The sequence below is a fragment of the Leptospira sp. B5-022 genome (genome assembly GCF_000347035.1).
In the GTDB taxonomy this organism is placed as follows: domain Bacteria; phylum Spirochaetota; class Leptospiria; order Leptospirales; family Leptospiraceae; genus Leptospira_B; species Leptospira_B cinconiae.
The window spans coordinates 26,364-43,914 of sequence record NZ_ANIJ01000015.1 but is presented as its reverse complement, the minus strand read 5'-3'; the positions used below and the strand labels follow the sequence as shown (position 1 = coordinate 43,914).

Here is a 17,551-nt window from a genome sequence, read left to right as displayed (position 1 = left end):
AGATTTTTTGTGAATATTTTCCGAAAAATTCGGAACTTCAGCTTCATTTTGCTGATCGTCATCTTGAGCATAGACTCACTATATTCTCAGGAAGATGTTCCCGTTTTTCCGATCTCCGGTTCTATGTCCGGGACTCCTATAAATAAATTCACTTTTATCAGAAAGATACGTCCCGGAGAAGTACAGGCTCCAATAGATTTAGAAACAGGTGATTGGACAAGAGTGGATACGGACAGCCTCTCTTTCAGTTTCACCGACGATCAGTTTTTAATAAAGTTCAAGATACAAGCTCCCCCTAAAGAAGGAACGATTTCCTGGTACTTGGTCTTGAATAACCCTGGGATGGAAAATCTCACAGTTTTTAAAAGGGTATGGAGTCCGCAAGGATGGGCCTGGTCCGAACTCTCCATGGATACGAGGATGTCCTATATCCAACCTGCATTCTTAATAGAAACTCCTCCCAACAAACAGGAAGAATTTTTGATCCACGCTTCGACCAGAAGGTCTTTGGTCTTGAATTTTCAGGCCTGGGCTCCCAAGGAATTCGCAGCTCATATCCAAATGGAGAATTTGTTTTTAGGGATCTTCTTCGGGGCGATAGGGATTATGTTAGTGTATAACGGATTTCTTTCCTTCGTGGTTAAAGACTCCAGTTATTTTTTCTACGTTCTCTATCTGTTGTTCTATGGACTTTGGCAAATGGCGGTTACAGGAGTGGGGGCCCAGTATTTAATCCCGGCTCCAGCTACCTCTTGGAACGATTATCTGACAGGTTTTGCATTCTTGTCAGTGGCATTTTCCCTTTTGTTTACCCGTTCTTTCTTGCATATGGAAAGGGAGACCGGCTGGAAGAATTATGCTTTCTTAATATTGGCCGGCGTTGCGATTTTGGGATTTTTCGCATCTTTATTCCCTAACATTTACGGCCCTATGATCTGGGCCGTTTCCTGGTATCCTTTTTTGGCTGCGGTTTTGGTGATCTATTCGGCTGCGATCCGATTGAGAAAGGGATATCGTCCTGCACGTTATTTCCTTTTGGCTTGGTCGGTACTCATACTTTTTGTCCTGATCACCGCTCTTAGGAATCTGTCCATTATCCAGGATACGGAACTTACACATTGGTCCGCGCAGTTCGGTTCCTTGGTAGAAATGACACTTCTTTCATTCGCTTTGGCGGATCGTATCAAAACGTTAGAGAAAGATTCCCTGCAAGCTCGATTGGAAAATTATGAAAGCCAGTTAAAGTTAACAGAGATAGAGCAAGAGCTTAAGATCGCAAGAGAGCTGCAAGAGTCCATTCTTCCTGACCGTTTGCCGGAAGTAAAAAATCTAAAACTTTCCGTACGAAGTGAATTTGCAAGTTCGGTGGGAGGAGACTTCTATGATTTCCAATATTTGGAATCCGGCAAGTTAGGGATCTTTTTATCCGATGTTTCCGGTCATGGAGTTCCCGCTGCGATCATTTCTTCTATGGTCAAGTTGGCGTTTTCTATCGAATCAAGAAAAAATGAAGATCCTGCGGAAGTTTTAAGAAGTATCAATAGATCCTTAAGCGGCAAATACGGGAAACATTTTATCACCGCGGCGTACCTACTCATCGATCCTGAGAATGGAAAGGTAACTTATTCAAACGCGGGACATCCTCCCATTGTTGCAATAGACAAGGGATCGGGAGATACCAAGGAGATCTTTTTACCAGGTTGGATCATGGGAATGGATCCGAATCTTAAAAATTCCGTGATAGAATTCCAAATGAAACCGGGGGATCGTTTGATCATTTATACGGACGGGATCACGGAAGCCAGAAGTAAAAACGGGGAAATTTTCGGATTCCAAAGATTTTATAAATTGTTAAGTGATTTAATGGATTCTCCCGGAGAAAAACTGGCAGAGGAACTGTTTACTACCGTGAGAAGATTTGCGGGAAATAGAAAACATTTCGAGGACGATCTAACGTTTCTTGTCTTAGATTATTTGCCGATCCCCGATGAGAGTCCAAAAAAGGAAATTACTTCGAGTTTTTCAAAAAGTTGATCAACTCGTTGGAAACTTGTATCGGGCGTTTTCTGTAGCTCTTTTTATATTCTTTTTTATATTCTTTATGACAATTTTTGCAGGAAGACTCCAGATCTCCGGAGGCAAAAGCAGCATCGGTGATCTCTTTCCATTTTGTTTTTTGTTCGTCCAAGGCCCAGTTCGGGATTTCTTTTAAGATCCTTTCGAGAGCGGCCTTATCTCCTTTTTTAGCTTTTTTGGAAGCAGGTTTGGTATAATCTTCCATAAAATCATGCAACGTGGTTTCCGTAGTTGCGGTTTTAGCATAGGAAGCGGAAACACTAAATAGGAATAATAAAACGAAGGGGAAATTTTTAAGTTTACGATTCATCCGAAAAAGTCCTCTTTTCCGCAATTTTTATCTTATTATACGTTTCGGGAAGTTCTTTCCATTTTTTTTAAAAGGATCCTAGATTAGAAAAATCGGGATCTATTTAAAATTTGGGAACCTTATAAATGGAGGAAGTTCCGGATCTTTTTAATCTAAGATCCGATTCCACTCTTGGTCGTAATAGCGTACGAGACTTTGGTTGTCCAGACGATTCGGTTCAGTCGGTACCTTGGACATATCTTGCGGAAATTCCGAAATCGATCTTAATTCTGTTTCATTCAGGAATTTTAATCCGGTTGGGAGATCTTTTCTGTATCCTCCCAATTTCCCCACACTTCCTAAAATAAATCCCCATTCTCCGAAAGAAGGAACGTATACATGCAAGGCTCTGGTATTAAACCCTGATTCTTTGAGAGTGGCTTCTACACACCAGAAAGACATTCTGGCAAATAACGGGGAAGTGGATTGTATCTCTACGACTGAAAATTCGTTAAGTCTTCGTTTTAAACTTCTGTAAAATGCTGTGCTGTATAATTTTCCTATGGAGAAGTTACTCGGATCCGGAAAATCTATCAGTACCACGTCGAATACCGAACTCGATTCTTCTAACCATAAAAAGGCATCCGCATTTTGGACTTGTACTTTAGGGTTTTTTAAACTAGATTCGTTAATCTCGGTGAGAACCGGTTGCTCCGAAAAAATACGCGTCATCTCAGGATCCAGATCCACTAAGGTGATGGATTCTATACCTGGATGTTTTAGGATCTCTCTGACTGCGAGTCCGTCTCCTCCCCCCAAAACCAATACTCGTTTAGGGTTGGGGTGAGATAGAAGGGCCGGATGAGCCAATGTTTCGTGGTATCTATATTCGTCCCTGGAACTGAATTGAAGATGCCCGTTCAAAAAAAGCCTGAGTTCGTTTTTGTATCTGGTGACGATGATCTTTTGGAAATTGGTTTGTTTAGAATAGATAATCTCGTCAGAAAAAAGATTTTCTTCGCTATAATAAGTGATCATCTCTGAAAACGCGAAACCTAATCCTAACAATGTCAATACCAGAGCGGATTTTGCCCTTAATAGGTTTTTATGTTTTTCGGATAATGGAAGAACGAATGTTCCCCATAGTGCGGTTCCTGCATTCAATAATCCGAAAAAGAAAGAAGTTCTCACCATTCCCAATTTAGGTGCGAAAAATATCGGAAATGCCAAGGAAGCCAAAAGTGCTCCGGCGTAATCCAAACTAAGCACTTTGGAAACCATATCACGAAATCCTAATTTGTTCTTTAGGATACGAAGAAGTAAGGGTATCTCCATTCCTACCAAAGTGCCCACTGCCACTACGATACTGAAGAGAGGGATTTGGAAAATCCTAGTCTGCCCAAAGCTTAAAAACAGAATCGCTGCGCTGAATCCGCCTAATAGTCCCAAGGCGAGTTCCACGTCCAAGAATTTAGGGATCAGATCTTCTATTAGATATCTAGAGAGCCAACTTCCGATACCCATAGAAAATAGATAAACTCCGATGACCAAAGAAAATTGAGTCACGGTTTCTCCGAGTAGATAACTCGCAACAGTGCCCGCTAGTAGCTCGTATACTAAGCCGCAAGAAGAAAGGATTAAGACGGAGATTAATAAGGCTCTCTGCAGTTTATTTTCCCCCCGGGAAATTTCTAGTGAACCAAGCGTAGTGAGACCGGTAGATGCCAGGATTCTGTCTCACGGTTTTAGGAACTTGGCTTACTTCTTCGAAATCCGTGGAGGCTCCCCCTTTTGTATATTCCGAAAAAAATCCCAGCCCTAATGAAGCTGCAAACAAAGGATAAACAAGGCCTTTTATAAAATTCCACATAATAAATCCTTAAACTCTTTTGGATTCGAAAGAATAACTTCTGAAAAAAGTATAGATCAAAGGAAGCCATAAAAAAATGGAAAATAAGAAGAATGGAGCTGGGCTCATTACATCTCTTATTACCTTTACGTTATAATCGGAACCCCAACCCACGGGGAAGTCGGATTGGCTTTCCAATCTAAGATAATACCTTCCTGGAGGGATCTCCGCTAATGATTTGGAATCGGATTTGGAACCCTCGGACCAGGATTCTCCGTCATCTACCCCATGGTAATAGCTGGTTTCTATAGAGGTATCGTATGCCGTGTCCGTATCCTCATTGATCAATACGGCCGAGAAGAATAGATACTTATTGTCCAATTCGGGAGCTTCGATCTGAATCTCCACATTCTCGCTTGATTCTCCTTTTAGTTCGAACACCTCGGTTACGAAAGAATTATCCCTGAAATTCGTACTGCCAATATCCGTATTCGGCATAGAAGTTTGGACGTATTTGAATTTTCCTTCATAGACTACTTGGTTTTTGGCCTTTATACATCCGTATACTTGAAACACAAAAAATACGGCCGTGAGGATCGACGCCACCCATAAATTCCGTTTTAGTCTGATCTTAAAAGGATTCGGTTCGCATACGCCGACTATTTCAGGTTTTCTTAATTTAGAAGCGGTATCCAGAGGGATAGCAGACTTCATTGTGTCGAACGGAATAAAAGTCCCTTTGGACCAGAAAATTTCCTTATCCGTTCTTTCGGAGGAAATCATATACGGAGGAGAGATATAATCTTCGAGTTGTGCTTTTTCTCCCGCGGAAACCTTCCAGTAAAATTCGCCCAATGCGAAATCCGTATTGGCATCCGAATTTGCGAACCATTTATAGGATCTTTTCTGGAAGATACGTTTCAATCCGGGAGCCCATTTGGGTACTCCGGGCAAAGGTTCAAAGTAGGTCCAATTATCCCCGTTCTCATTGAGCCAAGCGTATCCACCTCTATATCTGAGAAGATAATCCGTCCAAGTATAAGTCTCATCGTCCACTTCCGTGGATTTTCGTAAGATCCCGATGACTTTGGACTCGGGAAAGTTGGGGAGCTTAACGGGAGTTCCTAATGGAAGACGAACGTTTTCTTTGGAAATCTGATCGAATTTAGCGATGATCTTTAGATCATCACTTTCTGTGTCCATTACGGATCCGCAATATTCGCAAGCCAGAGATTTGGAGAAATCAGGACTGAATTGATTGAGAGAGGCCCCGCAACCTTTACATTGTATGGTCTTTGCAGGGATCTGCGCTTGGTTGTACGCGACTTCTTCTTGCCTAATTCCGGTTAGATTCAATTCTCCTAATGGAGCAAAACTTCCGGAGAATAATAATGGAGGAGACTCAGAGTAGTCTAAGGTGCCGAATAATCCATCCTCGCTTGCAAGATCCAAAAGAACCGCTTCGTATCCGGTTTGGAACCCAATGGGGAGTTCACCTTCTCCGCCTATGCAGGTCGCTTTCATGATCTCTTTTAAGGTCCAGTTTTCCCCTAAATAAAAAATGTCCCCCGGAGTGATCTTTTCTCTTCTGCCTGAAGCAATTACGATAGGGTCCCCGTCACCTTCTATGGTTGGGAACTTGTCTGTAGGAATTCCAACATTTAGTTTTGTATAATAATAAGAACCTTGGGCTTCTCCTAACCAGGCGGAACTTCCATCTCCTTCCATAAGATGCCATTCGTTCCAGAATCCTAATTCGAATTTGAGTTGGATCCTTCCGATTACTCGGAATGGAGTGCCTTTATAATTTCCCTGGGTCCCGAGTTGGATAATGGAATGATCGTCGGCGAGTTCTCCCGCAGTTCCGATCTTTTCCAGATTCACGTCTTTTTTGAGGGAAAGAGTTTTGCAACTGGAGCAAACCGCGTAAACGGAAGCTTTATTGATGATGGGTACTGGGGCTCCGCAATTGGGACAACTTAGTTCCGACACAAAGAAAGGTGATAACTTCGGGAGGATACTCTGTCAATCCTGGTTTTACGGCTCCGAAAGAAATTTCCTGAATTTTTACGGGATAACGGAGCGTTTCGCCATTCTTCTTGCCCGATCGCTGGCTGGATCTATATCTCCTAAGGCCTTTTCCAATTCTTGCAAGCCAGGATTTTCCCAAGTAGCTTCGTATAGGTTCGGGGAATTGAAAATGTGAAAATGGTTATCGAAATGGATGCGATTATAATAGTCCGCCTTGCTGAACATTGCGCGATTGATCTCGTTATAAATTTCTTCGAATTCGGTGGTTTGCAGATCCGGCTCGAAATCGGAGAGAAATTTTAGAGAAAGAAGAACTACGTATTCCCTGGATTGTTTTAATAATTTCAAAGCTTCGTAGAGGTATTGTGTCTTGATTCCTGGCAAATAAGGTCTTGTGTTGTCTGCTATGATCTTTTTTTGGTTGGATGCCCCGTATTCTCTATAACCCATTTCCAAATGATGTCTTGCTTCCGCGTCTTTGGTCCTAAGCGCAAATTTGGATAAAAAATCCAATTCTCTTCTCACGTTGGCTGCGGAGGCTTCCACGGCCTTTGAGTATAATATCACCAATAATCTTTGGGTTTGGCGCATTTCATCGTAAGAGTGTGCGAGATCGAATTGTAAGTATAGGGTAAATGTCTCGATATGATGCTGCAAACATCTGCGGAACAATATCTTATCATCTTCAGTTCCATAATTCGAGATAGTGCTATTGATCGCTTTTAGATGAAATTCGTTTTGTTTTAATCCTCTTTCGACACGGACTAAAGCGGTGGCTCGATTACTGTCCAAGTCTGCTTTCGGTTGTCCAAAAGGCAGGATCAGAATTGCGAAAAGAAGAATGACGTATATACGATTTCTTTTCGGTCCCATATTAGGATTTTCGGAAATAAGAGGGGTCCAAATTGAACCCCTTTACGAGATAAATTTTACTGAACGATTTTTTATCTTATGTCCTTTTTCCTAAGTCGGAGCGCATTCAAGACTACGGAAACGGAACTGAATGCCATCATCGCGCCTGCAATCCAAGGAGCTAAAAGTCCGGCTGCCGCTATCGGAATTCCAAGAGTATTATAAGCCAATGCCCAGAAAAAATTTTGTCGGATATTTCCCGTGGTGGCCTTTGCAATCAGGATTGCCTCGGCAATTTTTTCAAGATCTCCTTTTACTAAAACCACACCCGCCGTCTCGATTGCGACTCCTGTTCCCGTGCCCATAGCGATTCCTACGTCAGCCTTTGCTAAGGCAGGCGAATCATTTATACCGTCACCCGTCATGCCGACGATTTTTCCTTCCGCTTGCAGGTCGGAAACTATCTCAGCTTTATCTTTCGGAAGAAGAGAAGCGTGAACATTTTTTATCCCGACCTTAGAGGAGATACTTTCTGCCACGGACAGGTGGTCTCCGGTAAGTAGTAAAGTTTCGATCCCGAGAGAATCCAATTTTTTCAAAGCGGATTTTGCATTTTTACGGATTGTATCTTCTATTGAAAAAATGATCCATGTCGGAGATCCAAGATCGCCGTCTACAGTCGAATTTACAGTGGAGCCGGACGCACTTGCGGAAGGCCTGGCCGTGCCGTTTGAGTTGACAACTCCCGGATTCTCTGATCTTGCCCAGACTACCGTTTTTCCTTCTTTCTCCCAAGAATTAGAAATTTCTAATAGATCCTTCGGGAAATTTTCCTTTCGGTCAAAAAATTCCAGTTTTCCTATCTTAATATTGTTTTCGTTTACTTGAGAAGTAATCCCGAGTCCCGGAATCGTCTGTAAGTTCTCCGGAGAATGGACAGGAAGTCCTTTTGCTTTTACAAAAGAAACGATCGCTTTACCTAAAGGGTGGGAAGAAGCAGACTCTGCGGATGCGGAAAAAGAAAGTAGCTCCGATCCGTCTCCGACAAACCTATAATCCGTCACGGAAGGATTTCCTTCTGTGATGGTCCCTGTCTTATCGAATGCGATCAGATTTAAGGAAGCTGCGGTTTCTAAAACTTCCGAATTCCTAAATAGGATCCCTTGGCCGGCAGCTTTTCCTGTTCCGACTAAAATCGAGATCGGAGTAGCGAGTCCTAAAGCACAAGGACAGGCAATCACTAGGATCGCGATCGATTTTTCCAAAGCTGATCCTAAATTGCCCGCCTCTAAAAAGAAGAACCATAATAGAAAGTTAAATAAAGAGATCAAAATTACTGCCGGAACGAATACGGCGGAAATTTTATCTGCGATCTTTTGAATCGGCGCCTTGGAACTTTGCGCTTCTTCAACCGTTTTGATGATGGATGCAAGCACTGTTTCGGACCCGACCGAGACAGCTTGTATGATTAGGTTTCCATTCCCGTTAACAGTCCCTCCGAATACTTGGCTATCTTTCTTTTTATCTAGAGGAAGACTTTCTCCTGTTAACATGGATTCGTCTACGGAGCTAAAACCCTCCGTCACAACTCCATCTACCGGAAATTTTTCTCCGGGCCTGACTTGCAGGATATCTCCTTTTTTTACGTATTCTGTCGGGATTTCCGACCAAATCTCTTCCTTTTTAATGCGAGCCGTTTCCGGTTTTAATTCCAACAAAGTTTGAATTGCCGAAGAACTTTTTCCTTTTGCTTCCGCTTCCATCCATTTTCCTGCGAGTATAAAACAAAGTAACACTGCGGAGGTTTCGTAGTATAATGGTGGAAGCGAGTGTATATGTGCTCCTTCTATCCATAAAGAAGAAAAGAGTATATCTCCTTGTTGTTTTCCTTTCAAGAGAGAAAGTATAAAGCTATATCCGAAAGCAGCCGAAGTCCCTAACGAAACCAACACGTCCATGTTTGCACTTCCGTTTTTGATCGCTCTAAACGCACTTTTATAGAATGGAAAACCGATCCAGAATTGTACTGGGAATGCCAATAGAAATTGCACCCACGGATGCATGAGCAATTTCGGATTCGGTAAAAATTCTAAAAACGAAAAGTGAGAAACCATCGAATAGAATAGCGGAGCCGTAAACAAAAGAGAGATTAAAAATCTGGATCTTAATTTCGATCTTTCCTTTTTATGTAGTTCTTCCGTTTCCTTGTAATTATTTTCAGAATGCCATTTTGCGGAATAACCTAGGGACTCTACTTTGGAAAATAATTCTGAAGGTTCTATCGGGTCCTTAAATCTAACGAATGCGGTCTCTCTTCCGAAGTTTACTCGTGCCTCTTCCACTCCCGGAACTTTGCTTAGTCCTGTTTCAATTCTTCTAGCACAGTTGGCGCAGGTCATGCCGAAAAGATCCAAAGTGATTTCGGATGTTTTTTCTTCCTGGGTGAAGGAAGAAGTTTCGTTTTCTTTAATATTTATGTTCATGATTATCTCCGTTATCCTTCTTGAGAGGTAATTCTAATTTGATTTCCGATCCTTTGGAATTCTCGCGGTTCGCAAAAAGAATTAGTTCTTTTTTGGTTTTCTTTGACTTAGGATCTCCTGTACAAATAAAGGAATTTTTCGCAGCTTCGCAGGATAGATTTTTGTAACCTTCCGAGGTTCTTAGTTTTGCGACTAAGGATGAGCTTTTTAAACTCGGATTTTCGAAATTTATATCCAGAAGGTAGATCTGGTACTTTGAATTTCCCAAGTCCAAGATCTCGACATGAAAATTTCCTGGCATTCTAATCAATCCTCCGTGAGGTCCCGGTTTATTCTCTCCATGCGAAAGAATTGGAAAGTTGAAAAGAAAGACCAAAATTGCAATAAAGATCATTTTTTGGTTCATAACATTTACTCCTTATTTATGGAAAGAACAGGATATCCTTCTTCTTCCAATTTTGAGGACAATGTGGTAATGTCTTTCGCAGTCTCAAAATGGGCGGTTTGTGAGGATAAGTCGACGGATGGTTTACTTGTCGGATCGAAGGATTGTATTGTCCTTGTTACCGTTTTTACGCAATGATCGCAGGTCATCCCTGATAATTTGATCTTGTACATTTTATTTCTCCTTGATCTATCATCCCATTGTCAACCTTCCAATGATGGGAAGGTCAAGGCCCGAATCCGAAAAAAAACCTTTTTTTTAAAAAAAATTGTTTTTTTAAACCTTCTAATCATTGGAAGGTTTAAATTTTATGAATATCGGAGAAGTCGCCAAATTATCCGGGGTAAACCCGAAATTAGTCAGGCATTACGAATCTATAGGATTAATGTCCAAACCCATTCGTGCGGAATCAGGATACAGATTGTATTCGGAAAAAGATATACATACGTTGAGATTTATCAAAAGGGCAAGAGGGTTAGGATTTTCTTTATCCGAGATCAAACAATTGCTGGGACTTTGGAAAAACAAATCCAGAGCAAGCGTTCAGGTCAAATCTCTGGCTATGGCACATGTTAAAGAAATGCAGGCCAAAATTTTGGAATTGCAATCCATGTGCGATACACTCGCTCATTTAGCGAAACATTGTCACGGAGATCATAGACCTGATTGTCCTATTTTAGAAGAATTGGAAGGAGAATGAGTTCCTTCTAATCTTCTGACTTTTTGATCGAAAGGCGAATAAAATAGAATGAAACAGCAATGGAAACTAAAGAGGCAGACATGAACATACTCTTAGGCCCGGAGTAAAACCAAATCAATCCTCCCAAATTACTTGCGATCAAAGCTGCAATACTATTCAATCCTGCAAATGTGCCGATTGCGGAGGCGGAATCCGATTTGGGAGTTAAATTAGAGATCAATGCCTTGGAAATCCCTTCCGTACTAGCAGCATATATCCCGTATAAAAAGAATAAGAAATAAAAATGGATCTGATCTATCGCAAAGGCCATTCCGCCATAAACCAAAGCGAATGTGAATAAACCGAAGACCAACGTAGGTTTGAGCCCGATCTTGTCCGCTATGATGCCTGCCGGAAGAGAAAACAAAGCGTAAACTAGATTATAAAATATGTATATTCCGATTATCTGAGAGTCGCCCAAACCTTTGGCCTTTGCCATTAAGAGAAGAAAAAGATCGGAACTATTGACCAATCCAAAGATTAAAAGACCGATCACTAATTTTTTATATGAGCTCGGAGCATTCTTCCAATAGATAAAATAGGAGAGAATGTCGGTTTTCTCCCGTTCGACAGGTTGGTCAGTTTTGTTCTTTTCTTTCAAAAGACCTGATACCAAGAATGCGGAAAGACCGGGGACCGCCGAGATAAAGAATAGAGCAGTATAATTCTCCGGATAAAAATATAGGAAGACTAGAGCGAAAGTAGGTCCGATAACCGCTCCTAATGTATCCATGGACCGATGGAATCCGAATACCTTACCTTTGGTTTCGGGTGTTGCCTCGTCCGAAAGTAATGCATCTCTTGCGCCTGTTCTAATACCTTTTCCTAATCTGTCCATGGTTCTGGATAAAAAGATCCAAAGTGGAAAAGTGAAAAATCCCATGATTGGTTTGGATATCGCACTTAATAAATAGCCGAACTGAACAAAAGGGACCCGTTTGCCGTTTTGGTCCGAAAGTTTTCCGAAATAACCCTTGCTGAGTCCGGCGATCGCTTCCGCAAACCCTTCTAATACGCCGATCAGGACCACGGAGAATCCAATACTCTTTAAGTAAAGCGGCATGATCGGATACAACATCTCGCTGGATATGTCCGTAAAAAGACTGATCAAGGAGAGTATCCAGACGGCTTTCGTGATTTTTTTCATTGTTCCTCGTTTTTGATAAATGCTAGTTGTAATCCGAATAAAAAAGGATTTTTTAATAAAAGAATTTCGTATCTTTTTGGATAATATCGGTCCTTCCGAACGGAAAAAACCAGTTTTCCTTTTAGGTATAGGATCTGACGTAAGGAAATAAAAGGCGGAAGGTATTATGGAAGAACATGCTCATCACCAACATACTCATCATCCGGCAACACAAAAGGTTTCCGAACCTATAAAGCCATTCAGAAAAATAGAATATGTTTGTCCAATGCATCCAGAAATACGCCGAGACCAACCGGGAGATTGTCCTATTTGTGGAATGTCTTTGGTACCTCGAGGAGGAGAGCCTGACTCGGATGCGGAAGATAAAGAGATCCTCTCTTTATTTCGCAAGTTTGTAATATCTTCTATCTTAACTCTTCCCTTATTTTTTTTGGCGATGTCGGAAATGTTTTTTCCTCATTTCGTTTCCGATTTCACTTTCGGCTTTGGAGATTGGATACAATTTGTCTTATCTTCTTTCATATTTTGGGGACCAGGATTCTTTTTAGTAAAAAAGGGGGTCACCTCTTTCAAGAGTATGAACCTGAATATGTACAGTCTGATCTTGATTGGAGTAGGAGCGGCTTACTTGTTCTCGACTGCGGCTCTTTTCTTTTCCGATTTTTTTCCCGACTCTCTTCAATCTCATGGTAAACCGGCTTTGTATTTTGAAGCGGCTTCCGTTATTCTCACTTTAGTCATATTAGGCGAATATCTTCAGGCTAGAGCGCAACGAAGGACAGGAGGTGCAATCCAAGCGCTCTTAGGATTGTCTCCTAAAACCGCTCATTTGCTGGAAGGAAATTCGGAAAGAGAGATCCAAATTGAAGAGATCCGAGTAGGAGACAGACTTAGAGTTAAACCCGGGGAAAAAATCCCGATCGACGGCAAGATAGAGGAAGGCTCCAGCTATGTCGAGGAGTCCATGCTAACCGGAGAACCTCTTCCTGTAAAAAAGGAAAAAGGGGATCGTGTATTCGGAGCCACAGTGAATCAAACCGGAAGTTTCATTTTAAGAGCGGATAAGATAGGATCCGAAACTGCTCTATCACAAATCATTCATATGGTCGAAGAAGCTCAGAGAAGCAAAGCGCCGATACAAGGTTTGGCGGACCGTGTCGCAGGCTTGCTTGTTCCTTTCGTGCTTCTTCTATCTGTTATTACCTTTTTTGTTTGGTACTTTTTCGGTCCGGAACCTTCACTTTCTTATGCGGTTTTAAATTCATTATCCGTTCTGATTATTGCGTGTCCCTGTGCATTAGGCCTTGCAACTCCTATCTCCGTAATGGTGGGAGTAGGCATTGGCGCTCAGAACGGTATCTTGATTCGAAATGCGGAAGCCTTGGAAAAAACGGAGAAGGGTACAGTTTTATTCACTGATAAAACCGGAACATTGACGGAAGGGCGTCCTCGAGTGACGGAAATTTATCCGGAAAATGAGCGGATCTTAAAATTAGCCTCTGCTTTAGAATTAAGGAGCGAACATCCGATCGCTAAAGCAATCGTTCGTAAAGCTGAGGAGTCTAACGTTCAACTCCCGGATGTGATCGATTTCTCTTCGATTACGGGTAATGGAGTAACGGGTAAGATAGAGGGTAAATCCGCTTACGTAGGAAAGAAAAAATATTGGAACGTAAAAGAAATACCGGAAGATCTTCTAAAAAAAGAAGAACTTTTTTTAAACCAAGGGAAAACGGTGGTTTGGGTCGGTGAGGACGAAAAATATATAGGTATCATTTCAGTCGCAGATCCGATCAAAGAGACTACTCCAAAAGCGGTTTCGGATATCGGAGCACTTGGAATTAGGATCGTGATGCTTACGGGAGATGCAAAAACTTCCGCCCAAAAAGTTGGAGATCAGATAGGGATCAAGGAAATCTATTCCGAATTAAGTCCGGAAGGGAAGAAAGAGATCGTAAAAGCGGCTAAGAAAAAAAACGAGATCCTATTAGTCGCAGGCGACGGAATTAACGATGCTCCCGCACTCTCCGAATCGGACGTTGGGATCGCTATGGGATCCGGAACGGAAATCGCCATTCAAAGTGCCTCCATTACTTTGGTCAAAGGGGATCTATTAGGAATATCTAAAGCGATCCGTTTGAGCAAAGCGACTATGAAGAATATAAAAATAAACCTATTCTTTTCGTTCGCTTATAATTTTTTGGGAATACCGATCGCTGCCGGATTATTATATCCTTTATTCGGAATATTACTTTCTCCAATGATCGCAGGAGCTGCTATGAGCCTGAGCTCCGTTTCGGTAGTGATGAATGCACTTCATCTCAGAAAAACAAAATTATGATTTTTGCAAACGGGTAAAAAAAATGCAAGAAGGACTTCCTTCTTGCTACGATACGTTTAAAGAGCGGATATTTTTGCCTACACCTTTTCGCTTTTAGATTTCGTGTTTGTATCCAACCCTGTATTGGGTTCCTCCTAATACGATCGGATAAGATACGCTAGGCGCAAGCCCTGCGATCCCTCCGATGGAACTTGGATGAGCTATTCCGTATTTGAACGAGTACAAGGTCTCGGCTTCAATATAGATATGACCCTTGTCTGATAAACGAGCTTGCGCTCCTACGATCCAGTTGGGTGCAACACCCGAAACGCTGAACCGAGTGTTCTCAAAAATCGCAGGCGGATCCGTTCCGTCTTGGAGAAGATTTGAGATATTGCTGCTTACTCCTAAGGCGACTAACTGATCATGCACTACTTCCGAAAAGTTAGAACCCCCTAAAGTCCATCCTCCTTTGAAATAATGAACTCCACCTCCTATGTAAAAGGAAGCGTCATCACTTACGTTTAATTTAATTCCAATATTGAATGGGATCTGCACCGCATTATAGTCCCAGTTTGTTTCCGCGAATTTTGCTCTTAAAAATTTGGCCTCGCTTTCTCCACCTAACAACTTACGGGTATAATTGGCATTTACTCTCCAGAAGAACGCTTTTCCGAAATCTTGTTCGTATCCGAAAGAAAGCACAAGCCCTGTCATAGGACCTCCAGTTTTAGCACTGATAAGTCCGTTCGTACTTTTGTCCAAGGTGATCATTCTATTTTCAGGAACGATCAGACGCCTTGGTAGAATTCCTGGAGTACCGTCTGTAGCAGTGTCAGGGTAGTTTGTAGAAGACTCTAATCCGTCTTTGGTGATCGTATCTCCAAGTGCTCCCAAATTGAATTGAAGTCCTAAACCTCCGAAAACGTAAGTCTTAGCTTCGAGGATGGAAGAAGTGAATACTAGTAACGTCATTATTCCTAACGTTTTGAGATTCTGTTTTCGTTTTGTAGTTTTTTGTACGGATTGATTTTTCATAAACCTTCCTTTTGATTTTTTCATCCATACACCTAAAAAATTTTACATCTAACGATTTTTAAAAGGGGAGGCAAAAAAGGATTGAATATGGAGGTCGAACTTGTCTTCTTATAGCCTTTATATTCAAATAAAAAAGGGAAAGTCCAGCCTTGGGTTACAAATTATAAAAATATAATGTATTTTAAATAGGGCCTCTATTGTTCAATCGACTCCCGTTTGTTTGAACGGGTTTTTTATAACGTTCGATTAAAAAAGATCTTAAAGGGGAACTTACTGGGCTGACTTTTTTACAGGAGAAGCCATATGGACTTTTTATGGATTTCGGACGAAATGGTTTTCTTTTCTTCTCTTTTCGGACCGTATCGAGAAAATAGCAGATCATATTATAGAAATTGTACTGCTAAGATCGCGGTTTCCTTGGAAAGACCTTCCGAAATTTTTCTACCGGGAAAAGAGGTGATCCATTTCGGTATCGCATTAGTTCCTCCGAATTTACTGCATAAAGTGCGTTATTCCGGAACAGGTGCGATTGTGCTTTTGGTAGATCCTAGTTCTTCTCAATTTGCTCGTATCCGGGCGAATTTATCCGGAGGAATTTTACATTTTGATGAGGAAATGTTTCCGGATCTGAAAGAGAAAGCAAGCCAGATTATTCGCGGAAACGTGGATTATGAAATTGCAACGGAGTTTACGGAGGATTTGATCGAGTCTCTGGAGGATCTTCCCGGTTTTCAGACCGAAATTCTTCCAATCGATCCTAGGATCTTTGAGATCGTAAGGTATTTAAAAAATTTATCCGATCTTCCTTCCGAGATAGATCTATTACATTTATCTAAAAGAGTGGGTTTGTCTCCCGGTAGATTTAGACATTTATTTTATGAGAATATCGGAATATCCTTAAAAAGATTTTTAATGTATCTTAAGATCAGAAGAGCGGCGGATTGTTTTGCTTCCGGAAGGAATTTGGTCCAGGCTTCTATTATGGGAGGTTTTGCGGATGCCGCACATTTTAGTAGATCTTTCCGCCTTGCTTGCGGTCAGAAACCTTCCAATATTCTACTAAGCAGAGAATGGGAAAGGCCGAGAATACTTGTGAAAAATCCGAAAGAAACGGAAGAAGATATAAATGGAATTCGCCATTCTTTACGATAAAGGCTTTTTATCTTTGTCGAAGAATTTTTTATGGATCAAGTCTTGGATAAGATCCTTGTCCTCGTCGGAAAGATTGATGAAGATCACGTTGGCTTTTTTTCCGGAAACTCGGATCACTTCAGACTCAAGTTCCATATTTTTGCCGTTGATATTTCCGAATAGGATGATGCGGTCTCCTTCAAAAACGGAAGTGCGGGTCTCAATGCCTGCTCCCCCAGTTCCTATATCAACGATGAATACCGGAAATCTCTGGGTCTTACCCTTAACTATAAAATCACCGTCTATAGTGATCTTGACGCGAGCGTTCTTCCTCTTCTGTTGAGAAGGGTCCCGGTATTCGTATTTATCGTCGAAAAGGGAATTAGTGCCCGCCATACGACAATCATGCAGAAGTTCGAAATTCAGTCAAAGTGAAATTATAATCCTCTTCGGGTCCTTCCTCGCAAGGTTGGGAATTCTTGTAAGAGAAATAAACGGAAGTTCCATCCAAAACGATTACTGTCCTGGAGACGGAACGCGCGTCTCTTCTATGCATACAAGGAGATAGAGCGCCTTGTTCCGGTAGGTGAGAAGACAGGAAGGACTTTGCTAAGTTTGTAAAACCTCGGGCATCCGGAAGGGAGGACGGACGAAAATGTGAATCGAAGGTTTCTCTTCTTACGACTTGTGCCTTTGGTCCTTGGGTGAAAGAACTTCCGAAAACGGCAAATGTTTCGGAGTCCGTTTCTTTTACGTAAGTCTTACCGTCCCAGATAAAAATTTCTGTCTTCTCGACGTTTACCTTGAAAAGTTTGAACGGATAATATTTTTCCAGTTCGGAGTCGGTATAAGACTCGGGGGTTCTTTCTCCAAGCAATATAGAGCGGACTAATAATCCTCGACTTACAGGATTACGCAGTAATTTTAAGGTAGCTTCGTAGTAATTCACTAGGCAGATAATTTCCCCTGCTTGGGTAACTCCGATCCAAGTGCCTCCTGCTTCTCCATCGATGGGAGCGATGGCTTTTCCGGAATTGGATTCGAGTAGTTGGGGAAAAAGAGAAGGTTTCCTTTTTACAGATTCGTCTCGGTTGAATCCGACTCCAAGTATTCCTTTCTCCGGATCCCTATAGATCAAAGAAGTGCACATT

Annotated in this window: 16 protein-coding genes; 4 read left to right on the top strand and 12 right to left on the bottom strand. The window is 41.7% G+C overall.

The annotated features are described in order from the left end of the window. Positions 1–9: 9 nt before the first annotated feature. A complete protein-coding gene (locus tag LEP1GSC192_RS05940; protein WP_020769421.1) occupies positions 10–2,034 on the top strand; it encodes a PP2C family protein-serine/threonine phosphatase in 2,025 nt (674 codons plus the stop codon). Here the strand turns inward: LEP1GSC192_RS05940 and LEP1GSC192_RS05935 are convergent. The 8 genes from LEP1GSC192_RS05935 to LEP1GSC192_RS05900 form a co-directional block, all read right to left on the bottom strand. Continuing rightward, the gene (locus LEP1GSC192_RS05935) at positions 2,009–2,386 is read right to left on the bottom strand and encodes a hypothetical protein (RefSeq protein ID WP_020769110.1); all 378 of its coding nucleotides are present in this window, start codon (positions 2,384–2,386) and stop codon (positions 2,009–2,011) included. The genes LEP1GSC192_RS05940 and LEP1GSC192_RS05935 overlap by 26 nt on opposite strands. Positions 2,387–2,533: 147 nt before the next feature. Then, positions 2,534–4,033, bottom strand: a complete 1,500-nt coding sequence (locus tag LEP1GSC192_RS05930) for a polyamine aminopropyltransferase (protein WP_036089195.1) — start codon at positions 4,031–4,033, stop codon at positions 2,534–2,536. Position 4,034: 1 nt separating this feature from the next. Continuing rightward, complete coding sequence (locus tag LEP1GSC192_RS05925) at positions 4,035–4,235, bottom strand: hypothetical protein (RefSeq protein WP_020769151.1); 201 nt, start codon at positions 4,233–4,235, stop codon at positions 4,035–4,037. A gap of 9 nt (positions 4,236–4,244) precedes the next feature. Then, positions 4,245–6,206: a DUF4178 domain-containing protein gene (locus LEP1GSC192_RS05920; protein ID WP_020769288.1), complete on the bottom strand. Its 1,962-nt coding sequence runs from the start codon at positions 6,204–6,206 to the stop codon at positions 4,245–4,247. Positions 6,207–6,281: 75 nt separating this feature from the next. Next, positions 6,282–7,118, bottom strand: coding sequence for a hypothetical protein (locus LEP1GSC192_RS05915; protein ID WP_020769208.1), 837 nt, complete (start codon positions 7,116–7,118; stop codon positions 6,282–6,284). Between the two features lie 71 nt (positions 7,119–7,189). Next, entirely contained in the window at positions 7,190–9,580 is a 2,391-nt protein-coding gene (locus tag LEP1GSC192_RS05910) for a cation-translocating P-type ATPase (RefSeq protein WP_020769091.1), read from the bottom strand. Next, positions 9,564–9,986, bottom strand: coding sequence for a hypothetical protein (locus LEP1GSC192_RS05905; protein WP_020769094.1), 423 nt, complete (start codon positions 9,984–9,986; stop codon positions 9,564–9,566). Before LEP1GSC192_RS05905 ends, LEP1GSC192_RS05910 begins: the two co-directional genes overlap by 17 nt. Positions 9,987–9,991: 5 nt before the next feature. Next, positions 9,992–10,198 carry a heavy-metal-associated domain-containing protein gene (locus tag LEP1GSC192_RS05900; RefSeq protein WP_020769403.1) on the bottom strand — a complete coding sequence of 69 codons (207 nt, stop codon included), beginning with the start codon at positions 10,196–10,198 and terminating at the stop codon, positions 9,992–9,994. A gap of 137 nt (positions 10,199–10,335) precedes the next feature. Between LEP1GSC192_RS05900 and cueR the strand changes: the two genes are divergently transcribed. Further along, positions 10,336–10,725, top strand: a complete 390-nt coding sequence (gene cueR / locus LEP1GSC192_RS05895) for a Cu(I)-responsive transcriptional regulator (protein WP_020769106.1) — start codon at positions 10,336–10,338, stop codon at positions 10,723–10,725. Between the two features lie 7 nt (positions 10,726–10,732). Here cueR and LEP1GSC192_RS05890 read toward each other — a convergent pair whose 3' ends face one another. Continuing rightward, positions 10,733–11,911 carry an MFS transporter gene (locus LEP1GSC192_RS05890; protein ID WP_020769164.1) on the bottom strand — a complete coding sequence of 393 codons (1,179 nt, stop codon included), beginning with the start codon at positions 11,909–11,911 and terminating at the stop codon, positions 10,733–10,735. A gap of 166 nt (positions 11,912–12,077) precedes the next feature. On the opposite strand from LEP1GSC192_RS05890, the gene LEP1GSC192_RS05885 reads away from it, so the two are divergent. After that, the gene (locus tag LEP1GSC192_RS05885) at positions 12,078–14,252 is read left to right on the top strand and encodes a copper-translocating P-type ATPase (protein WP_020769304.1); all 2,175 of its coding nucleotides are present in this window, start codon (positions 12,078–12,080) and stop codon (positions 14,250–14,252) included. A 93-nt stretch (positions 14,253–14,345) separates the two neighbouring features. Here the strand turns inward: LEP1GSC192_RS05885 and LEP1GSC192_RS05880 are convergent, their stop codons facing one another. Continuing rightward, positions 14,346–15,269, bottom strand: a complete 924-nt coding sequence (locus LEP1GSC192_RS05880) for a porin OmpL1 (RefSeq protein ID WP_369750037.1) — start codon at positions 15,267–15,269, stop codon at positions 14,346–14,348. Between the two features lie 303 nt (positions 15,270–15,572). Here LEP1GSC192_RS05880 and LEP1GSC192_RS05875 point away from each other — a divergent pair, with 303 nt between their 5' ends. Next, the gene (locus tag LEP1GSC192_RS05875) at positions 15,573–16,421 is read left to right on the top strand and encodes an AraC family transcriptional regulator (RefSeq protein ID WP_020769066.1); all 849 of its coding nucleotides are present in this window, start codon (positions 15,573–15,575) and stop codon (positions 16,419–16,421) included. Here the strand turns inward: LEP1GSC192_RS05875 and LEP1GSC192_RS05870 are convergent. Both LEP1GSC192_RS05870 and LEP1GSC192_RS05865 read right to left on the bottom strand, forming a co-directional pair. Next, positions 16,413–16,796 (bottom strand): PilZ domain-containing protein, encoded by a 384-nt coding sequence (locus LEP1GSC192_RS05870; RefSeq protein ID WP_020769393.1) that lies wholly within the window; start codon positions 16,794–16,796, stop codon positions 16,413–16,415. The genes LEP1GSC192_RS05875 and LEP1GSC192_RS05870 overlap by 9 nt on opposite strands. 7 nt (positions 16,797–16,803) lie before the next feature. After that, the gene (locus LEP1GSC192_RS05865; RefSeq protein ID WP_020769301.1) at positions 16,804–17,550 is read right to left on the bottom strand and encodes an NRDE family protein; all 747 of its coding nucleotides are present in this window, start codon (positions 17,548–17,550) and stop codon (positions 16,804–16,806) included. Position 17,551 lies beyond the last annotated feature (1 nt).